The organism is Burkholderia sp. AU30198, assembly GCF_020419825.1.
Taxonomy (GTDB): domain Bacteria; phylum Pseudomonadota; class Gammaproteobacteria; order Burkholderiales; family Burkholderiaceae; genus Burkholderia.
In genome coordinates, this window is sequence record NZ_JAIZSA010000007.1 from 319292 (window position 1) to 332916 (window position 13625).

General features: G+C 68.1%; 13 protein-coding genes. 8 read left to right on the forward strand and 5 right to left on the reverse strand.

Annotated features, from left to right (window positions below):
• Positions 1-443 precede the first annotated feature (443 nt).
• Together LGN19_RS18065 and LGN19_RS18070 are read right to left on the reverse strand one after the other, a co-directional pair.
• Positions 444-953: a GNAT family N-acetyltransferase gene (locus LGN19_RS18065; protein WP_122948323.1), complete on the reverse strand. Its 510-nt coding sequence runs from the start codon at positions 951-953 to the stop codon at positions 444-446.
• A 157-nt stretch (positions 954-1110) separates the two neighbouring features.
• The gene (locus tag LGN19_RS18070; RefSeq protein WP_226216400.1) at positions 1111-1746 is read right to left on the reverse strand and encodes a helix-turn-helix domain-containing protein; all 636 of its coding nucleotides are present in this window, start codon (positions 1744-1746) and stop codon (positions 1111-1113) included.
• Between the two features lie 293 nt (positions 1747-2039).
• On the opposite strand from LGN19_RS18070, the gene LGN19_RS18075 reads away from it, so the two are divergent.
• From LGN19_RS18075 to LGN19_RS18085, 3 genes are all read left to right on the forward strand, one after another.
• Positions 2040-2393 carry a RidA family protein gene (locus LGN19_RS18075; RefSeq protein ID WP_043186509.1) on the forward strand — a complete coding sequence of 118 codons (354 nt, stop codon included), beginning with the start codon at positions 2040-2042 and terminating at the stop codon, positions 2391-2393.
• 31 nt (positions 2394-2424) lie between these two features.
• Positions 2425-3675, forward strand: a complete 1251-nt coding sequence (locus tag LGN19_RS18080) for an NAD(P)/FAD-dependent oxidoreductase (RefSeq protein ID WP_226216402.1) — start codon at positions 2425-2427, stop codon at positions 3673-3675.
• A 106-nt stretch (positions 3676-3781) separates the two neighbouring features.
• On the forward strand, positions 3782-5173 hold the full coding sequence (locus tag LGN19_RS18085; protein ID WP_226216404.1) for an amino acid permease: 1392 nt from the start codon (positions 3782-3784) through the stop codon (positions 5171-5173).
• 226 nt (positions 5174-5399) lie between these two features.
• Here LGN19_RS18085 and LGN19_RS18090 read toward each other — a convergent pair whose 3' ends face one another.
• Positions 5400-6050 carry a glycine zipper 2TM domain-containing protein gene (locus tag LGN19_RS18090; protein ID WP_122948319.1) on the reverse strand — a complete coding sequence of 217 codons (651 nt, stop codon included), beginning with the start codon at positions 6048-6050 and terminating at the stop codon, positions 5400-5402.
• A 463-nt stretch (positions 6051-6513) separates the two neighbouring features.
• Here LGN19_RS18090 and LGN19_RS18095 point away from each other — a divergent pair, with 463 nt between their 5' ends.
• The 3 genes from LGN19_RS18095 to LGN19_RS18105 all read left to right on the forward strand — a co-directional run bounded on the left by LGN19_RS18095 (position 6514) and on the right by LGN19_RS18105 (position 9524).
• Positions 6514-7713 (forward strand): amidohydrolase family protein, encoded by a 1200-nt coding sequence (locus LGN19_RS18095; RefSeq protein ID WP_175222721.1) that lies wholly within the window; start codon positions 6514-6516, stop codon positions 7711-7713.
• A gap of 85 nt (positions 7714-7798) precedes the next feature.
• A complete protein-coding gene (locus LGN19_RS18100; protein WP_226216406.1) occupies positions 7799-8983 on the forward strand; it encodes an amidohydrolase family protein in 1185 nt (394 codons plus the stop codon).
• 67 nt (positions 8984-9050) lie between these two features.
• A complete protein-coding gene (locus LGN19_RS18105) occupies positions 9051-9524 on the forward strand; it encodes a nuclear transport factor 2 family protein (protein ID WP_226216408.1) in 474 nt (157 codons plus the stop codon).
• A gap of 148 nt (positions 9525-9672) precedes the next feature.
• On the opposite strand, the gene LGN19_RS18110 is transcribed toward LGN19_RS18105, so the two are convergent.
• Complete coding sequence (locus LGN19_RS18110) at positions 9673-10533, reverse strand: LysR family transcriptional regulator (RefSeq protein ID WP_122948315.1); 861 nt, start codon at positions 10531-10533, stop codon at positions 9673-9675.
• A gap of 583 nt (positions 10534-11116) precedes the next feature.
• Between LGN19_RS18110 and LGN19_RS18115 the strand changes: the two genes are divergently transcribed.
• Together LGN19_RS18115 and LGN19_RS18120 are read left to right on the forward strand one after the other, a co-directional pair.
• A complete protein-coding gene (locus LGN19_RS18115; protein ID WP_174957907.1) occupies positions 11117-11920 on the forward strand; it encodes an ABC transporter substrate-binding protein in 804 nt (267 codons plus the stop codon).
• 31 nt (positions 11921-11951) lie between these two features.
• Positions 11952-12800, forward strand: coding sequence for a phytanoyl-CoA dioxygenase family protein (locus LGN19_RS18120; RefSeq protein ID WP_011353689.1), 849 nt, complete (start codon positions 11952-11954; stop codon positions 12798-12800).
• 82 nt (positions 12801-12882) lie between these two features.
• Here the strand turns inward: LGN19_RS18120 and hutC are convergent, their stop codons facing one another.
• Positions 12883-13620, reverse strand: coding sequence for a histidine utilization repressor (gene hutC / locus LGN19_RS18125; protein WP_122948313.1), 738 nt, complete (start codon positions 13618-13620; stop codon positions 12883-12885).
• Positions 13621-13625 lie beyond the last annotated feature (5 nt).

Consider the following 13625-nt stretch of genomic DNA (forward strand, 5'->3'; position numbering starts at 1 on the left):
CGGAGCGCGGGGGGCTGAATAGAGGCGGAATTACCGAGGCGGACGCAGGTGCTCGGGCGCGGCGATTGAATGATGCGCACGGTGACGTGCGTGAAGCAGGAAAGCCCGGCTCATGTTTCCGATCGATCCAATTTTCGCGTCGGTGGGGGACGATGCGGTCCCGGGCGGCCGGGTGGTGGCGGCAGACCGGTCAGGATTTGGCCGGCCGATTTGTTGTAATTAAAGTTTTTGCGCATAAACCGACAGCGGTACGCCTTGCCGCTGTCGTATTGCATGGAAAGTTAGTGGGTGCTCACATTCGGATTGTTGCGTTCGACGTGTGTTCGGCGCCGGTCCATGGTGCGCCGCCGTCGCTGCGAATGACGGGAGTGCCGGCGCGTGATGCAGGTGAGCAGCAGCTTGCCTGATGGTGCCTGGCGCTTCGCGTTCGCAGCAGCGGCGCGCTACGCCAGTGTCTTGACCATGTGATGCTCGTCGTAGAACCGCCCATCGACGTACATCGAGCGCGGTTCCGTGCCGAACCGGACGAACCCTTGCGACGCATACAGCCGCTCCGCGGTTGCGTTGACCTCGTTCACGCACAGCATCAGCTGCTTGCACTGCCAAGCCTGCGCCGCGTGCGCGGTCGCGCTTTCGAGCAGTGTCTGCGCGATACCTTGCCCGCGATACGCGGGCTCGACGAACACGCCCCAGATGGTCGCCTTGTGCGAAATCTTCACGCGCGCATCGCGGCGCACGCCGGTGATGCCGACGAGCGTATCGCCGTCGAACGCGCCGAACACGGCGCGTTCGCGGGTCGGCGTGATGCGCGTCGCGAATTCGTCGACGGGCACCTGCGATTCTTCGTCGAGCGTCGGCAGGAAAGAAGTGGGCGCGGTGTCGATCGCACGCAGGCGAACGGTCTGGAAACGGGCGGCGTCGGCCGCGTCGAGCAGGCGGGTCGTGATTGTCATCGGGGCGTTCCGGTTGAGGGTCGTGCATGCCGGCGCGGGCCGTTGCGGCCGCGGGATGCATCGTCCTTATCGTAATAGGAATCCGGGTGCCGCGTGGCGGCGTTCGATGCATTGCGCATCCCGACCGCGTCAGGCGTCGGGCGCCGCGCGGCAGTCTTCAGATCGCGTCGTGCGGCCGCCTTGCATCGCCGTCGACACAGCACGCGAGCACCTCGGCATCGGTGTCGCCGAGGCTCAGGTACACGTGCCCGACCGCGCTGTCGAAATACAGGCTGTCGCCGGCGCCGAGCCGGTACGCATGGCCGTTCTCGAAGCGCAGCTCCAGCTCGCCGCTCAGCACGAACACGAACTCCTCGCCGCGGTGCCGGATGTAGTCGGCGAAGTCCGACAGCTTGCGCGCATGGATCCGCCCGCGCACGGGCACCATCCGCTTGCCGGCCAGGTCGTTCGCGAGCATCCCGTACGCATAGTTCGGCGTGTCGTAGACCATCTGCTGGCCGGCCGGCGTGAACGACGGCGTCATCGGGCCGGCGGGCGCGGGGCGGCAGAACATCGTGTCGAAGTCGAGCGCGAGCGCATGCGTGAGCGCCGCGAACTTGTCGTAGGTGAGCGCGATGTCGCCGCGCTCGGCCTTCGAAATCGTCGACACCGCGATACCGGAGCGCTCGGACAGTTGCGCGAGCGTCAGGCCGCGCGACTTGCGTGCGTCGCGCAGCCGCGCGCCGACCGTCTGGTGGTCGAGCTGCGGTGCGGCGTCGGTGGGCGGCGGAACGGGAGCGGTGGATTTGGGCATGCGGATACGGGGCGCGACGTGCGTGACGTGAATACGGGTTTTATCGTATACGAGAATAATTTTTCTCATATATGATAATTTCCGTCGAAATCGCCGATGGTGGGCGTGACGGCCACTCTAGCATCGGACGACGCGAAACTCGCGGGGCCGGTGCGGCCGGCGTGAACGACACGTGTGCGAATCGGCGCGGCTCGCCCGTGCGGCGGGTGCGCGACGATTCCGCACACGGCAGCGGTTTTCCCAGCCATTTATTTTCCCGGCCTGTCACGGCCGGGCCCGCGAAGGTGCAATCCATGTCCAGTGAAATCAAACGTCTGCAGACCGGCGCACGCATGAGCCAGGTCGTGATCGCGAACGGCTTCGTCCACCTGGCCGGGCAGGTGCCCGATACGGCCGGCGCGCCGATCGCCGTGCAGGCGACCGAAATCCTCACGCGCATCGACGCGCTGCTCGCATCGGCCGGCGTCGACAAGACGCGCGTATTGACGGCCAACGTGTGGCTCAGCGACGCCGCGCACTTCGACGCGTTCAATGCGGTGTGGGACGCCTGGGTGCCGGCCGGCCACGCGCCGACCCGCGCGTGCGTGCAGGCATTGCTGATGAAGCCCGGTCTCGACGTCGAGATCGCCGTGACCGCGCTCGCCTGACGCCGGCGCCGCCCGCCCCGAGGAATTCCCGATGACATTCGACACGCTCGTCCTGGGCGGCGGCATGATCGGCGTATCCGTTGCCGTTCATCTGCAACAGCGCGGCCTGTCGGTCGCGCTCGTCGACCGCAAGGCGCCCGGCAACGAGACGTCGCTCGGCAATGCCGGGCTGATCCAGCGCGAAGGCGTGTACCCGTATGCATTTCCGCGCGGCTTCGGCACGCTGCTGAAATACGCGTGCAACCGCTCGCCCGACGTCCGCTATCACGTCGGCGCGCTGCCGAAACTGATTCCGTTCCTGTACCGCTACTGGCGCAACTCGCATCCGGCGCGCCATGCGGAGATCGCACGCGCGTATGCGCCACTGATCGAACACTGCGTGACCGAGCATCGCGCGCTGATCGACGCGGCCGGCGCCGGCGCGCTGCTGCGCGAAGGCGGCTGGCTGAAGGTGTTCCGCACCGCCGCGACGCGCGATGCCGAAACGCGCGACGCCGAGCGCTGGCGTGCCGAATACGGCGTGACCTTCGATGCACTCGATGCGGCCGCGCTGCGCGACTCGGAGCCGCACCTGAGCCGCGCGCTGGTCGGTGCGCTGCGCTATACGGGCTCCGATTCGATCAGCGATCCGAATGCGCTCGTGACGGCCTATGCGCGCCACTTCGAGCAACTCGGCGGCCGCATCCTGACCGGCGACGCGCTGACGCTGTCGGCCGCGAACGGCTGGCGCGTCGACACCGCGCAAGGCCCGGTCGATGCGCGCGCGGCGGTCGTCGCGCTCGGGCCCTGGTCGGACCTGCTGTGCGAACGGCTCGGCTATACGCTGCCGCTCGCGGTCAAGCGCGGCTATCACATGCACTACGCGGCGCAGCCGGGCGCGCGGCTGAACCGGCCCGTGCTCGATGCCGACAGCGGCTTCCTGATCACGCCGATGACGCGCGGCATCCGCCTGACGACCGGCGTCGAGCTCGGCTATCGCGATACGCCGCCGACGCCGACCCAGCTCGCCGCCGTCGAACCGATCGCGCGCGAGCTGTTTCCGCTCGGCGCGCGCGTCGACGGCGCGCCGTGGCTCGGCCGCCGGCCGTGCACGCCCGACATGCTGCCCGTGATCGGCGCGGCGCCGCGCCACCGCGATCTGTGGTTCGCGTTCGGGCATGCGCATCACGGCTTCACGCTCGGCCCCGTGACCGGCCGGCTGGTCGCCGACCTGATGACCGGCACGCAGCCGTTCGTCGACCCGGCGCCGTTTCGCGTCGAACGCTTTCTGCACGGCCGCTGAACCGGCGACCGTGCGCTGCAGCAGGGCGGCCGGCACACGACGCCGGCCGCTCCATCCAGCGGCCGGCCGATCCGGCTCGCCGCGACGACCAACGACTGGAGACAACATGCAACAGCACACGATGCGGCGCGAACTCGGCGCGCGCCAGATTTCGTTCATGGCCCTCGGCATGGCCATCGGCGTCGGCCTGTTCCTCGGCTCGGCGTCCGCGATCAAGGCGGCCGGGCCCGGCGCGCTCGTCGCCTACCTGATCGGCGGCGCGATGATCTTCCTGATCATGCGCGCGCTCGGCGAGATGGCCGTGCACCGGCCGGTGTCCGGCTCGTTCGGCGCGTATGCGTTCGAATACGTCGGGCCGTTCGCCGGCTACGTGGTCGGCTGGAGCTACTGGCTGCTGATGGTCGGCGTCGGCGTCGCGGAGACGACCGCCATCGGCATCTACATGGGCTTCTGGTTTCCGGACGTGCCGCAGTGGCTGTGGGTCGTATCGGCGATTGCTGCGATCTCGGCATTCAACCTGCTCAACGTGAAGGTGTACGGCGAGCTGGAATTCTGGTTCGCGATCGTGAAGGTCGTGACGATCGTGCTGATGATCGCGGGCGGCGCGCTGATCGTGTTCACGGGGATCGGCCATGGCGGTGTGCCGGTCGGCCTGTCGAACCTGTGGCGCCACGGCGGCGTGTTCCCGCACGGCGTGCTCGGGGTCGTGAGCGCGCTGCCGATCGTCGCGTATTCGTTCGCGGGCGTCGAGATGATCGGCCTGACCGCCGGCGAGGCGCGCGAGCCGCAGAAGATGATTCCGCGCGCGATCAACTCGGTGCTGTGGCGCATCCTGATCTTCTATGTCGGCGCGCTGTTCATCATCATGGCGCTGTATCCGTGGCACGAGCTCGGCGAGCACGGCAGCCCGTTCGTGACGACGTTCGAATCGCTCGGGCTGCGGCAGGCGGCCGGCATCGTCAACTTCGTGGTCGTGACGGCCGCGCTGTCGAGCTTCAACTGCATCGTGTTCAGCGGCGCGCGCATGCTGTCGAGCATGGCCGGCAACGGCCTCGCGCCCGCGTCGTTCGCGGCGCTGAGCGCAAGCGGGTCGCCGTCGCGTGCGGTGCGGGCGACCGTGCTGTTCATGTCGGTCGGCGTGGTGCTGAACTACGTGATTCCCGCGCGCGTGTTCGGCTGGCTGATGTCGTTCCTGTCGTTCGACGTGGCCGTGATCTGGGCGATGATCGTGCTGACGCACATGCGGTTCCGGCGCGCGCTGGCCGCGCGCGGCGAGACGGTGGCGTTCCGCATGCCGTACGCGTCGGTCACGTCGTGGATCTGTCTCGTGTTCGTCGGGTTCGTGTTCGTGATGCTCGGCGTCGATCCGTCGACGCGCGGGTCGCTGTATGCCGGCGCGGCGGTGATGGCGTTGATGGCGATCATCTACCGGCGTTCGCGGCACCTGCAGGCGGCTGCGCGGTCGACGCGTGTCGGGCTTGGCATCGAGCGCGTGTGACGGTCATGCGCTGAGTCGCGGCTGTTGGTTCGGGGAGTGGTCGTGCAACGGGGCGCGTGGGAGGCGAGTGCGAAGGCGCCGTGGCGGGGGCGGCGGCGCGTCATGCGCGCCGCGCCGGCACGAAGGATGAGGATGGCGTGAAGCCTGCGCGTCGTCGCGCCGAACCGGCGCCCGACGTCAAACGCGCGAAGATGCGCCCGATCTGCTCAGGCGCATCGCATCGAAATCAATACCGCGCCAGCTGATTGCCGTTGATCTGCACGCGATCGCCCGGCCGCAGGTTGCCCGGCGACTGCACGTCGAACGAGCGCATCGTGCCGTCGCTCACCTGCACGTCGATCCGGTAGCTGCTCGGGCCTTGCGCGGCGCCCATCTGCTGGCCGATCTGGTTGCCGGCCACCGCACCGCCGAGCGCGCCGATCACGGTCGCCGCATCGCGGCCGTGGCCGCGGCCGAACTGGTTGCCCACCAGGCCGCCGACCAGCGCACCGACGACGGTGCCGGCGACACCCGACGGGCCGACCGAACCGTTGACCGGCTGGATATTCGAGACCGTGCCGTACTGCGTGCCGTAGCCGTTGCCGTACTGCTGCTGCTGATTGCCGTACTGGTCATACGGCTGCGACCCGTATTGCTGCTGATTGCCGTACTGATCGTACGGCTGCGGCGCCTGGTTCGGATACGGCTGTTGCTGCTGCACGTAGCCCGGCTGCGAATACGCGGGCTGCGCGTAGCCGGGCGTCGCGTATTGCTGCTGCTGCGGATACCCCGGCTGCGCGCCGTAGTAACCCGGCGCGACGCAGGCGGTCAGCGGAAGCGCCGCGACGGCGACGAGCGAGGCGAACAGAACGGTCTTCGTGGAAGGCATGCGCATCATGATGTTTCCTGCATCGGCAACGGGTTCGCCGACGAATTCCGGGACGGGTGGCGAACTCGGCGTGAGTATAAGGAATGGCCGGTGGCGCGTCCGGTGCGGCCGGGTAACAACGTGTAAAGTCTGTTGCCGCGTAAATCGCCGCCCGGGCGGCGTGCTGAAGCGGCGGCCGGCGCGGGCGCGAGACGGCTTTCGGACACCCGCTGACCGGTGATGCCGACGCTGCGCGGCCATCGGTTTTACCGTCGCTTTCACTGCGATCCCGCCCCATCGCCGTGCCAGGCCCGGCGGCCGTGCGCGCCGCGCATCGCGAAATCGAATGCGCGGCATCGCGACATTTAATTGGCCTCGGGCGATGGCGTCCGATATCGTGGCCGGATTCCCTGCCAACGGTCGCGCCGTGCCGGCTGCGGTTCCTTCCCCGTCCGCGCCGGCGTCGCGCCGCGACCGCCCCACATTCCAAGCCATGACCGAACGCTTCTTCATCAACGCCGTCGACGCCGGCGGCCAGCCCATCAACCTCGTCGTTCGTGACGGCCGCTTTACCGCGATCGGCGCCGATTGCGCCGCCGCGCCCGGCGCGGAAACGATCGACCTCGATGGCCGGGTTGTGCTGCCCGGCTTCGTCGATGGCCACATCCACCTCGACAAGAGCTTCGTCGGCGATCGCTGGGTGCCGCACGAACCGGTCGGCACGCTGCGCGAGCGGCTCGCGGTCGAGAAGCGCCAGCTCGCGGCCGCGCCGCCGATCGTCGAACGCGCGAATGCGCTGATCGCGCAGGCCGCCGCATTCGGCACGGTCGCGATGCGCAGCCACGTCGACGTCGATGCGACGACGGGCCTGTCGAACCTGCAGGCCGTGATGGCCGCGCGCGAGCAATGGCGCGGGATCGTCGATATCGAACTCGTCGCGTTTCCGCAGGCCGGCGTCATCACGTGCCCGGGTACCGCCGAGATCCTCGACGCAGCCGTGCGCGAAGGCGCGGACGTGGTCGGCGGGATCGACCCGACGACGCTCGACGGCGATGCGGACGGGCAGCTCGACATCGTGTTCGGCATCGCCGAGAAGCGCGGTGCGAAGATCGACATCCACCTGCACGAGCCGGGCGAAACGGGTATCGCGCAGCTGCTGAGGATCGCGGCGCGCACGCGCGCGGCAGGGCTCGGCGGCCGCGTGAACGTGAGTCATGCGTATGCGCTCGGCCAGGTGAGCGATGACGACGTGCAGCGCACCGCGGCGGCGCTGGCCGAAGCCGGCGTGTCGATCCTGACGAATGCGCCGGGCGACTGCGCGTTTCCGCCGGTGCAGGCGCTTCGCGATGCGGGCGTGCACGTGTTCGCGGGCAACGACAACATCCGCGACGCATGGTGGCCATACGGCAACGGCGACATGCTGCAGCGCGCGATGATGGTCGGCTATCGGTCGGGCTTCTACACCGACGAGGCGCTCGGTATCGCGCTGGACATGGCGACGCACGCCGGCGCGCGCGTGATCGGCAAGGATAACTATGGAATCGCGGTCGGCTGCGATGCGACGTTCGTCGCGGTGCGTGCGCCGAATGCGGCGGCGGCCGTCGCGGGCGTGCCGGCCGAGCGCTGGGTGTTCCGCCGTGGCGAAAGCGACACGGGCGCACCGTTCGCCCCCGCGCTGCGCTTCACGCGCTGACCGACCTGACCGGCGGCACGGCACGCGCCGTGCCCCCTTCGCATTGACTGCACTGACCGTACTGACCGACCACCCCGGAACCGACATGACGAACCTGCTGATCCGCAACGTCCGCCCGAGCGCCGACGCCGCGCTCGACATCCTGATCGAAGGCGATCGCATCGCGCGCATCGGCCCGTCGCTCGACGCGCCCGCCGACTGCGCGATCGAGGACGGCGCAGGCGCGCTCGCGCTGCCTGGCCTCGTCGAAGGCCACACGCACCTCGACAAGACGCATTGGGGGATGCCGTGGTATCGCAACCAGGTCGGGCCGCGCCTCGTCGACCGGATCGAGAACGAGCGCCACTATCGCGCGACGAGCGGCCATGACGCCGGCGTCGCATCGCTCGCGCTGGCGCGCGCGTTCCTCGCGGCCGGCACGACGCGCATCCGCACGCACGTCGACATCGACACCGAAGCGGGGCTGCGGCATCTGCACGGCGTGCTCGCAACGCGCGAGACGCTGCGCGGGGAAGTTGAAATCCAGATCGTCGCGTTTCCGCAATCGGGCGTGCTCAAGCGGCCGGGCACCGATGCGCTGCTGTCCGAAGCCCTTGCCGCCGGTGCCGATCTGCTCGGTGGGCTCGACCCGTGCGCGATCGAAGGCGATCCGGTCGAGGCGGTGGACACGCTGTTCGCGATCGCCGCGCGCCATGGCCGCGGGCTCGACCTTCACCTGCACGAGCGCGGATCGATGGGCGCGTATTCGCTCGACCTGATCCTGCAGCGCACGGCTACGCACGGCATGCAGGGCAAGGTGACGATCAGCCACGGGTTCTGTCTCGGCGATATCGCCGAACGCGAGCGCGATGCGCTGCTCGCGCGGATGGCCGAACTCGGCGTCGGACTCGTCACGACCGCGCCGGCGGCGGTGCCGGTGCCGCCGGTGGCCGCGTGCCGCGCGGCGGGCGTGACGGTCATTGGCGGCAACGACGGCGTGCGCGATACGTGGACGCCGTATGGCTCGCCCGACATGCTCGAACGCGCGATGCTGATCGGCATGCGCAACGATTTCCGCCGCGACGATGCGCTCGAAGTCGCGCTCGACTGCGTGACGCACAGCGCGGCGCGCGGTTGCGGCTTCGATGGTTACGGGCTGCAGCCGGGCAGCAGCGCGGACGTCGTGCTCGTCGACGCGCTGACGTTCGCCGAGGCCGTCGTCGCGCGGCCGGTGCGGCGGCTCGTCGTGTCGTCGGGGAAGATCGTTGCGCGCAACGGCGCGCTGGTCTGAGTGAAGCGTGAGCGCGGCGTCGCCCCGGTATGATCCGGTTTTCAGCCGGATTTCCCGGGAGACGACGATGCGACGCACGACAGCGGCACAGGCCGCACGATGGATGGCGGCGGCCCTGTTCGCCGTGAGCGCCGCGCATGCGGTGGCGGCCGGGCCAACCGACGCGCAGCAGGAAGCCAACCGGCGGACGGTGCTCGCGTTCTACGAAAAAGGCCTGAACGAGAAGGACGCGGACGCCGCACTCGCGTATGTCGGCGATCGCTACGTGCAGCACAACCCGAACGCGGCCGACGGCCGCGACGGTTTCCGCAAGTTCGTCGCATTCCTGCGCGACAAATATCCGCAGTCGCACAGCGAGATCAAGCGCTCGTTCGTCGACGGCGACTACGTGATCCTGCACGTGCACGCGGTGCGCGAACCCGGCACGCGCGGCAGCGCGATCATGGACATCTTCCGGCTCGAGAACGGCAAGATCGTCGAGCACTGGGACGTCAATCAACCCGTGCCCGAGCAGGCCGCGAACGGGAACACGATGTTCTGACGGGTACCGGGTACCGGGTGCTGAGTGCTGAGTGCTGAGTGCTGAGTGCTGAGTGCCGAGTGCCGCGCACCGGGCGTTTCGACGCGCCCGCGAGCCGTGCCGGTGCGGCGCCGCGGCGTCCTTTCCTTTGCCGCATCCGGCTTTCTTGCTACTCCTCGAGCTCCAGCATCGTTGCGAGCGACTTCGTCAGTTCGCTGACCATCGGATCGGCCGTCGGCCGATGCAGGATTGCGATGTCCATGTGCTCGATCGGCGCGAAACCCTGCTTCGCGGTCAGCACGACGTGCTCGTCCGTCACTACGCGCGCCGGCAGCACGCTGATGCCGAGCCCGTCCGCGACCGCGGCCTGGATGCCGCTCAGGCTCGACGTCGTGAAGCTGATCCGCCAGCGGCGGCCGCGCTCCTCGATTGCCTTGATCATGTCGTCGCGATAGAGCCCGCGCGGCGGAAACACGACGATCGGCACCGGGTCGAGATCGATCGACGGATGCTGCGCGCTGTCGATCCAGCGCAGTTTCTCGGGCCAGCGCACGACGGCCTCGCGGCTGTCGCGCCGCTGCTTGATCAGCACGAGGTCGAGCTCGCCCCGGTCGTACGCCGCGCTGATGTCGCGGCTCAGCCCGCACATCACTTCGAGCTTCACCTGCGGATGCTCGCGGTTGAACGCCGCGAGCGCATGCGTCGTGCGGCCTGCCGCGAAATCGTCGGGCACGCCGAGCCGGATCGTCAGCGCGACCGTGGTGCCCGACAGCGCTTCCAGCATTTCGTCGTTCAGCGCGATCATGCGCCGCGCATAGCTGAGCACCGTCACGCCCGCGTCGGTCGGCCGCACGTCGCGCGTGCCGCGGTCGAGCAGGCGGTGCCCGGCGATTTCCTCGAGCCGGCGCACCTTCTGGCTGACCGTCGACTGCGTCGAATGCAGGCGCGCGGAGGCCGTCGTGAAGCTGCCGCAGTCGGCGACCATCACGAGCGCGCGCAGCAGGTCGAGGTCGAACAGGGGTCTATTCATTTCTGCACTTCTGTGGATTCGAACATTTCATTTCCAAATGCGTGCGACGACTTTTAACATGGCCGGACGCCGCGGGCAATCGCGGTTTCGCCGGACGCGGAGTGGCGTCGCGGGTCTGGCGTGATCTGCCGGTAGCGGGGGCGCGCCAGGGGGCCGCGAGGGCGGTCACTGTGACTAGCGGAGTGCATTCGCTACTTTCAATGCGGTATAGGGCGTGTCTCATGTGCCGGATCAGGAAGCGTCGGGCGAAGCCTCGTTTCGACGACTGGTATAGACATCGTGACCCCACTGATATCCGGAAAAACACGTCCTGTGGCGGGCGTGCGTCGCGCAGGGTAAACACCTCAAAAAGGCCAGAAAACCCCCGCCAGACAGTCATTCTGCAAGCACCACTCCGTGCTTCTTTCCCAATCCAAGTCTCCGCTCACCCTTCACCCACCCCACCCCTGTTTCTCCCGCTTGCGCTCAAAAATTGAGCGGTCTAGACTGCAACGCAGTTTCATCGAAGTCCCTGTCTTTCGCGCAACGCTCCCCACCGGACGCCGGCGTTCGCCCGCCGCGTCGAGACTCTCAAGGACATGCCATGAACCGCACTGCAAAGCTCCTCGTTACCGCGCTGGCGTTCGCGCCGCTCGTGTCGTTCGCGCAGGACGCGTCGACGATCCGCTGGGGCATCGACCCCACGTATCCGCCGTTCGAGGCGAAGCAGCCCGACGGCTCGCTTGCCGGCTTCGACATCGACCTGCGCAATGCGATCTGCGAGCAACTGCATGCGAAGTGCGTGTGGGTCGAGCAGGGCTTCGACGGGATGATTCCGGCGCTGCGCGCGCGCAAGTTCGACGTGATCATGTCCGCGATGACCGCCACCGACGAGCGGCTCAAGCAGATCGACTTCTCGAACAAGCTGTATGCGTCGCCGGGCGCGCTCGTCGCGCCGGTCGGCTCGAAGCTGCTGCCGACCGCCGCATCGCTCGCGGGCAAGCGCATCGGGATCGACCAGGGCACGACGCAGGAGACGTACGCGAAGGCCGAATGGGCGACCAAGGGCGTGACGATCGTCTCGTACCAGAATCAGGACCAGGTGTACCAGGATCTCGTCAACGGCCGCCTCGACGCGACCTTCCAGGACAAGACGCAGGCCGGCTACTCGTTCCTGAAGACGCCGCGCGGCAAGGGCTACGCGTTCGCGGGCCCCGACGTGACCGACGTGCGGATCACCGGCTACGGCGTCGCGATGGGCGTGCGCAAGGGCGACGAAGCGATGAAGAAGCGGCTGAACGACGCGATCGTCGCGATCCGCGCGAACGGCACGTACCAGAAGATCGCCGCGAAATACTTCGACTTCGACATCTACGGCGCGAAGCAGCAACTGACTTCGGCACCGTGATTCCGTGATTCATTCAATCGACAGGCACACCATGACGAGTATCCAGGATCGCGTCGCGCAAGCCGTGACGCCCGAACTGATCGCCGCGTTTCGCGAGGAAGGGGCGGTTTGCATCAAGGGCATCTTCTCGCCCGACGAAGTCGCCGCGCTGCGCGCCGGTATCGACACGAATCTCGCACAGCCGAGCGAGCGCGCGAAAGTCGCGAGCCGGCCTGACGATCCGGGCTGGTTCTTCGAGGATTTCTGCAACTGGCAGCACAACGACGCGTATCGCGACTTCATCGTGCGCTCACCGGCGCCGTCCGTCGCGGCCGCGCTGATGGGCACCGACAACGTGCGGCTGCATCACGACCACCTGCTCGTGAAGGAGCCCGGCACGCGGCAGCGCACGCCATGGCACCAGGACCAGCCGTACTACAACATCGAGGGCGACGACAACGTCAGCATGTGGATTCCGGTCGATCCGGTGCCGCTCGAATCGACGCTGGAATTCGTCGCAGGCTCGCATCTCGGGCCGTGGCTGATGCCGCGCACGTTCATGGACAAGGAAGCGAAGTGGTTCCCGGAAGGCAGCCTGGCCGACCTGCCCGACATCGAGGGCGATCGCGCGGCGTTTCCGATCCGCCACTGGGCGCTCGAGCCTGGCGACATGGTGTGCTTCCGGATGCTCACGCTGCATGCGTCGGGTGGTACGCAGAACCGCCGCCGCGCGTTCTCGATCCGCTTCGTCGGCGACGATATCCGTCACGCGCCGCGCCGCTGGAAGACGTCGCCCGATTTCCCCGGGCTTGCGGAGCAGCTGCCCGACGGCGCGCCGCTCGATCACCCGCTGTTTCCGGTCGTGTGGTCGCGTGGCGCGGGGCAGGCCGGCGCGATCTGACACGGGCGGGCGCGCATCACGGACGCGGCGGCCGTTTCCTGACGAAACGGCCGCCGCGCGTTTTTTGTGCGTGGGAAAGGGATCAGGTCGGGTGGCGTCCGGCGCCCGGCTTGAAGCGCGAGCCGAGCCGGTAGCGGTTGCCCGGATGCAGGAAATGCACGAACGTGACGGGCAGCCCGTTCGTCCAGGTGCGGCGCGTGAGCGTGAGGCACGGCTCGTCGGCGCGCATGTCGAGCAGCTGCGCCTGTTCGCCGGTCGGCAGCGACGCATCGACCACGTGCTCGATTTCCAGTTCGTAGTGCGACACGTTGTTGTACAGGTACTCGGAGGGCGGTTCGACCTGGAAATCCTGGTCGATGAAGCCGGGGGCGGCGGCCGGGTTCACGTAACGATCCTCGAGCTGGATCGGGCGGCCGTTTTCCTCGTGCACGCACACCACATGAAACACCGGCGTGTTGACCGGCAGGCCGAACGCGGCCGCGACGTCGAACGACGCCGGTTCGCTCGATCGGCTCAGCACGCGGCAGCGATATTCGTGCCCGCGCGCGCGGATTTCGTCGCGGATGTGCGCGATCATCAGCAGGTTCGACTGCGGCTTCACTTCGGCGACGAAGGTGCCGACGCCCGCGATGCGCTTCAGCACGCCTTCCTCGGTCAGCTCGCGCAGCGCGCGGTTGACCGTCATGCGCGCAACGCCGAACTGCGCGGCGAGATCGAGCTCGGATGGAATGCGGTCCCCGGGGCGCCAGTCGCCTGATTCGACGTTCTGGCGAACGAGCGTCTTGATCTGCTGGAACGGTGCGGTGGCCTTCGTGACCATCGGGG

What these genes read in the sequence shown, in the direction of transcription:
- LGN19_RS18105 (WP_226216408.1), top strand. Translation starts at nt 9,051, where the DNA reads ATGCGACGCACGACAGCGGCACAGGCCGCACGATGGATGGCGGCGGCC.
- LGN19_RS18110 (WP_122948315.1), bottom strand. Translation starts at nt 10,533, where the DNA reads ATGAATAGACCCCTGTTCGACCTCGACCTGCTGCGCGCGCTCGTGATG.
- LGN19_RS18070 (WP_226216400.1), bottom strand. Translation starts at nt 1,746, where the DNA reads ATGCCCAAATCCACCGCTCCCGTTCCGCCGCCCACCGACGCCGCACCG.
- LGN19_RS18095 (WP_175222721.1), top strand. Translation starts at nt 6,514, where the DNA reads ATGACCGAACGCTTCTTCATCAACGCCGTCGACGCCGGCGGCCAGCCC.
- LGN19_RS18075 (WP_043186509.1), top strand. Translation starts at nt 2,040, where the DNA reads ATGTCCAGTGAAATCAAACGTCTGCAGACCGGCGCACGCATGAGCCAG.
- LGN19_RS18085 (WP_226216404.1), top strand. Translation starts at nt 3,782, where the DNA reads ATGCAACAGCACACGATGCGGCGCGAACTCGGCGCGCGCCAGATTTCG.
- LGN19_RS18080 (WP_226216402.1), top strand. Translation starts at nt 2,425, where the DNA reads ATGACATTCGACACGCTCGTCCTGGGCGGCGGCATGATCGGCGTATCC.
- LGN19_RS18090 (WP_122948319.1), bottom strand. Translation starts at nt 6,050, where the DNA reads ATGATGCGCATGCCTTCCACGAAGACCGTTCTGTTCGCCTCGCTCGTC.
- LGN19_RS18100 (WP_226216406.1), top strand. Translation starts at nt 7,799, where the DNA reads ATGACGAACCTGCTGATCCGCAACGTCCGCCCGAGCGCCGACGCCGCG.
- LGN19_RS18115 (WP_174957907.1), top strand. Translation starts at nt 11,117, where the DNA reads ATGAACCGCACTGCAAAGCTCCTCGTTACCGCGCTGGCGTTCGCGCCG.
- LGN19_RS18120 (WP_011353689.1), top strand. Translation starts at nt 11,952, where the DNA reads ATGACGAGTATCCAGGATCGCGTCGCGCAAGCCGTGACGCCCGAACTG.
- hutC (WP_122948313.1), bottom strand. Translation starts at nt 13,620, where the DNA reads ATGGTCACGAAGGCCACCGCACCGTTCCAGCAGATCAAGACGCTCGTT.
- LGN19_RS18065 (WP_122948323.1), bottom strand. Translation starts at nt 953, where the DNA reads ATGACAATCACGACCCGCCTGCTCGACGCGGCCGACGCCGCCCGTTTC.